The sequence below is a fragment of the Marinospirillum sp. genome (genome assembly GCF_014859565.1).
Genome location: NZ_JACUUA010000210.1, coordinates 1 through 5,462, shown reverse-complemented (window position 1 = coordinate 5,462; position 5,462 = coordinate 1). Strand labels below are relative to the sequence as shown.

General features: G+C 51.4%; 3 protein-coding genes. All 3 read right to left on the bottom strand.

The window, feature by feature from the left end; all coding sequences use genetic code 11:
- Positions 1-457 precede the first annotated feature (457 nt).
- Genes IBX50_RS16645 through IBX50_RS16635 form a run of 3 tightly spaced genes read right to left on the bottom strand, consistent with a single transcriptional unit; the run spans position 458 to position 5,249 of the window.
- Positions 458-1,822: a hypothetical protein gene (locus IBX50_RS16645; RefSeq protein ID WP_292257421.1), complete on the bottom strand. Its 1,365-nt coding sequence runs from the start codon at positions 1,820-1,822 to the stop codon at positions 458-460.
- Between the two features lie 2 nt (positions 1,823-1,824).
- On the bottom strand, positions 1,825-2,652 hold the full coding sequence (locus tag IBX50_RS16640) for an outer membrane lipoprotein-sorting protein (RefSeq protein ID WP_292257420.1): 828 nt from the start codon (positions 2,650-2,652) through the stop codon (positions 1,825-1,827).
- 14 nt (positions 2,653-2,666) lie between these two features.
- Positions 2,667-5,249: an MMPL family transporter gene (locus tag IBX50_RS16635; protein WP_292257419.1), complete on the bottom strand. Its 2,583-nt coding sequence runs from the start codon at positions 5,247-5,249 to the stop codon at positions 2,667-2,669.
- Positions 5,250-5,462 lie beyond the last annotated feature (213 nt).

Sequence of the window (5,462 nt, the reverse complement as noted above, 5' to 3'; positions counted from 1 at the left end):
AGTTAATGAATTATTGCGCGAACGTCGTGCTGTTAGCCCTGAAATGGCGCTCCGGCTTTGTCACCGGTGATGGCAGGCGTTCAGGCTGTAGAAAAACCTCCTGAACTATGGTTTGATCGGGTTTTCAGGTAAAGAGGGCATGGGGATGGCTCGATTCAAACACCACATGGGACCCGCTCTTGCCTTATTGCATGTAGTTTCAAAAGAGCCTCAGGCTGTATTGAGAGCGCTGGGTTAACAAAGCGCAGCAGTTCGCCGCCGTTTGCGGCCGGACGCCATTTCGCTGCGCTTCAATGGCTCAGTTGCTGCTTTAGCACATCTCATTACACGTATTGCGATAATTTATAATATACTAATATATAAAGTTCAAGCTTTTCTTTTATTCTGTTTGCCTGTACCAGCCAGCATCCAGTCATCATCCGCTGGGTACTGGCTTAACATATTTAAAATGTGGGCTTCAAAAGCGGTAGCGGGCTCTTAGGTAGGCATTGGTATCTTTTTCAAACTGCCCGAAAAAGCTGTAATCCTTCTTGCCACCAAACAGATTGCCACCGGCACTGACGGTCAGATCATCAGATACCCGATAACGCACACTCGGGCGCAGATAAAAGTCATCATCAGTGGGAGAAACAAAAGCAAACAGCGACCACATCAGATCACCACGCATCTGAGTATAGGTCAGGCGAGTGGTCAACAGCTGGCGGTATTCTTCTCCTGCCATATAACCAAGTTCCTGCCCCATTTGCTGACCCATCTGCTCCCATCCGGCTTGCTGCTGATCATGGTCTTGTGTCCATTCCAGATAATACTGCACACCCACATTCAGATTGGTGATCAGCTCCCAGTCATACCCCATCAGAAAGCGTACTTCCGAATTAGGCGTCAAGGCTGCTTGCTTATTGTCGTAGTCCCGTGAGTCGTAATAACCCATCTCGGCATTAAACAACCCAGCACCCAAACCGGCACGTAGGCTGGCACCATACACATGCAGCTCTGGGTGAGTCATTTTACCGCCCTGAATAACTTGGCGCTGATCATTGGGCTGAGGCCAGAAGCCCCAGTAACCATACAAGGCATACTCTACACCGGACTGACGGGTAGCAAGACGTAAAGCCACTTCGCCATCACTGGGAAAGCTGTTCGGCTCTTTGGTATTATCCGAAATAGACTGAGCTGTCTGACCACCTGCCATGGGATTAAAGTAGGACAAACGATCCCCATTCGGGTAGTTGTCTTCCTTGAACAACGGGCTCCAGACCAGGTCAAGGGTGACTTCTTCAGCATACCAGGTGGTACGGATGGCATCAGATACCCCCTTCAGATAGTCTTCATCCCGACCAATCAAAAAGGACTGCCAGTCCTTAGGGAAGAGGTCGTTGATGAACAACAGATCACCCGTACCCCAGGTCAAAACCTGACGTCCGACACGCCAATCTACGGCACCAGTACTGGTACTGATCAAGGCTTCGCGCAACTCGGCACGCAACTCTTCATCCACAGCATCAGCCACGCCATCTACCTTGAAGCTGTAGCTGACATATTTCCAGTCACCGTCAATATCCAGACGCAGACGTGTTTCACCCAGGTTGTAGTTTTTGCCGATGCGATCATCCACAACCTTGTTGTTGTACAGATGAATGCCACCGGCAGCCTCAATAAAACCACCGATACGGAATGGCAGACGAGACTCAGCCTCGTCTTCCCATTCATCGCCCCAGTCATCACCAGCAGCAGCCCAGTCGTCAGCCAGCAAGGGCGTGGCTGTCAAGCTCAATGCCAGCGCAATCGAACCCAGCAACCTTTGAAGCTTTTCAGCACTCATGTTTACCTCCGATCCAGCCACTCAGCAGGTGGATTACGCAAGCTGCGCTCGGTGAACACTGAGTCAGGAATGCCCAGATCATAGTTAACACCACGGAACTGCACCACGGTATTACCGCCAGATTGCAGATCCTGAACACGCATCATCGTAGGTGTGGGGTAACCATCCACCACCTCGATGTTGGCGTTTTCCATAATGCGGTACACCTCACCTGCGGCATTGGTGTATTCAATACGCACGGGCAGGAAGGTCTCCTTGTCAATCCATGTACGGAAGCTGGCAAACTCGACCGATCCCTTGTCTTTAGGTGTGGACTGCAAGACATACTGCTCTGCGGTTTCTTCTGCCAGCTGATGTTCATCATCATTCAGGTTACGACCAGAAATATCTTCGTAAAAAATATGAGCACCTACAAAGCTGGTGCGCTTGTCTCCAGGTGCAATACGACGCACCAGATCCATATCCGGTAGGTACAACCAGCGATCATCGTCTGCCGCAGGATTTTTATTCACCAGAAAAACCGTGTTGCGGTACTCGGATGGACGGCTGAAAACCACCAGATAGTGCTGGCGATCCGTGCCTTCAACATTCTTGCGCAGTACCGTGAACTGACGAGTCTGGGTTCGGCCACGACTGTCTTCAATTCGCATCCGTGCTTCCGAACGACCATCTTTGCCTGCATAGTAGGAAGCCTGATTCGCCTTCTGGATGATTTCACTAGCAGACGGCGCAGCCAACAGACTTTGACTGAACATCAGGGTTAAACCCCCGGCCACACCCGCAGCTACTTTCAACAGACCTGTTGCCATATTTGATCGATTCGTTTTCATTTTAATTTCTCCAATTAACTTTTAACGGCCTTGCCCAGTACCGCACGGGGTGCCAGGGCAATAAAGGCAGGCAGCACAAACAGACTGACCAGAGCCGAAGTCGCCATGATGCTGGCTAAGAAAAAGCCCACAGTGATGTAGGGCACTAAAGGCGCAGCCAGCAGTGGTAAGAAGCCAACTGCAATTACCACCGCGTTACGCACAATGGCACGGGCAGGTTCATCAAAAACCTGATCCATCGCCGCCTTCCAGTCACCACCTACATCATCCAGAGCCATACGCAGGCGCTGGATAAAGTGAATGGCAAAGTCGACCGACAGACCCAGCGACAGGGATGAAAGCACAGCCACAGGCATATCGTAATCCTTACCAACCAGACCCATTACACCATAAATAGCTGCAATGGTGATGGTCAGTGGCAGCATCGCCAGCACACCCAGCAACACACTGCGGAACAGTGCCACCATCATGATCAACACCACAATAAAGGCGGAACCCAATGCCCAGAGCATGCCTTCAACCATTTCATCCTGCCAAACCAGGTTGATGTAGGTGCCGCCACCCCAGTCCAGCTCAACACCTTCAGGCGGTGGGTTGCTGACAACAAAACGATCAACCGCATCAACCACTTGGCTCATCACCTGATTGTCACCACTGGGCAACTGCAACCAGATGCTCGCCTGAGTGAAGTCACGAGTAACAAAACTCCACAGATCATCAGGACGTTGCGAGGACTGAAAGCTCAGAATGGTTTGTGCTACACCATTAGCCCGCTCGGGCAGGCGATAATCATCCATTTCACCACTGACCAGCTCGCGGTTAATAGTCTTCACCAGATCGGCCAGAGAGTTGGCTTTACCTATCATGCCAGTGCTTTCCAGATGCTCTTTCAGCTCATCCATCCAAGCCAGGTGGCTAGGGTTTTGGAAGGCACGGGTGGCGGTACGACCAGCTTCCACCTGCTCTAGTATCTCCTCCCAGACCGTTTGCTCATCAAAACTGGCAGTAAACATCTCGTCATCAATCAACATCGCCAAGGTTTCCAGACGATCGCCCGGGGAGGCAGCGCCAGCGGATTCATTCCACAGATTGTTCCAGGTGGAGCGCAGATCCAAGCCTTCTGATTCGGCTTCGCCCAGTTTCAACTGGATATTACGGCGCAGCTCATCAACCTGACGGTCAATACCGGTCTGACGCAGGTTGATGTAGGCTTCGTAGGTGCCAGAGAAGCGCTCGTTCAGCACCTTGTCAGCAATACGAATGCGATGATCTTCCTTGAACCAGAGGGTGGGGTTGTCGTTGATCTGAATCTGTCGAATGCCGTAAACAGAAACCGCCAGTACCGCAACCACCAGCGCAATCACCACACCGGGTTTGCGGGTTGGAAAGAGCCCCATCTTGCCAAGCAGGCCTCCATCTTTGTTGGCCTGCTGGTCAGCCAGGTCTTTCTGACGTGACTTCTCAGCCATCTTGTCCAGAGTTTCACGCTTCAGCGATACCGTATAAGCCGGAATAAAGCCCAGCGTCAGCAGCAGGGCGATCACCACACCAAAAGAAATGAAACCACCAAACACCTGCACAGGAGGAATAGGGGTAGTCAGCAGTGACAAAAAACCGACCGCTGAGGTCAGTGCGGTAAAAAGCACCGGCTTGAACAGCTTGTCCATGACATCACCCATAACCTCTTTAGGATCATCACCAGGGCGGTAGCGGTCAGCAAAGTTCGATAACACATGCACCGAGGCCACCACAGCGATGGGCATCAGGAAGATAGGAATCATCGAACTCATGATGTGCACGGTGTAACCCATGCCAATCAGCAGACCCATGGTGGAAATCACGGTAGCCATCGCCAACAGCATGGGGGCTACAACCAAGGGCAGGCTGCGGAAGAAATACAGCATCGCCAGAAAGATCACCAGGCCAGCCAGAGGGGCAGAAATGGCCATCTGCTGGAACATTTCCACACCAAAGGTATCCTGCGCCACCGGCTGACCTGTGATATGAAATTCATCAGCAACACCCAGGCCTTCTACAACTGCCTGAATCTCCATCGAGATGCGGTGACTGATGTCCTTGCTTTCTAGGGGAACGAAAAGAGCCGCAGCCTGACCGTCTTCTGATACCAGCGTACCCTGATACATCGGCAGGCGCTCAACAGCCATGCGAATGCGATCGGCTTCCTGCTGAGTCTGCGGGGGCGCAGGAATCAGCCAGTCATAGGCAATGGTGCCGACACCTGCCTGCTCGACATTATCCACCGCAGCCATCGACATCAAATCTCGCGCTATTACACCCTCCATCTGTTCGATGGCACGGGTCAGGACATAATGAGCCGCCAGAGACTCAGGGTTAAAAACGCCGTGTTCATGCTGAGTATTCACCTGACCGACAACAATCATGTCATGCAGGCCAAAACGATCTCGAATTTCATTATGCTTGATGCGATCCGGCTGCTCAGCGGAGAGCATATTTTCCGGATCGGTATCGATGATGATTTTGGGAATCATCAGTCCCAGCGCTATCGTCATTACCAGTACCGCAATAAAAACGGTACGGGTATGGTTCATGCACCAGAAGGCCAACTGCTTGCCCATTTTTTACCCCTTTTAATTTAACTGCAAACCTGTGTGAGTAAGATCGAATAAATGAATTCAAGCTAATTTATAATATACTAATACATTAACTTCAAGTTTTTCAGGCCGGATCGTAGCCGACAGGCCGACAGATCAATCAAGAGAATTGGCGTTACAAGCCACGCCGGTAACTGCCCGGTGTACTCCCTGTCCAGTGGCGAAAGGCACGGTTAA

Bases quoted from the DNA above. Each gene is read 5' to 3' on its own strand.
- IBX50_RS16645 (WP_292257421.1), bottom strand. From the start codon at position 1,822: ATGAGTGCTGAAAAGCTTCAAAGGTTGCTGGGTTCGATTGCGCTGGCA.
- IBX50_RS16635 (WP_292257419.1), bottom strand. From the start codon at position 5,249: ATGGGCAAGCAGTTGGCCTTCTGGTGCATGAACCATACCCGTACCGTT.
- IBX50_RS16640 (WP_292257420.1), bottom strand. From the start codon at position 2,652: ATGAAAACGAATCGATCAAATATGGCAACAGGTCTGTTGAAAGTAGCT.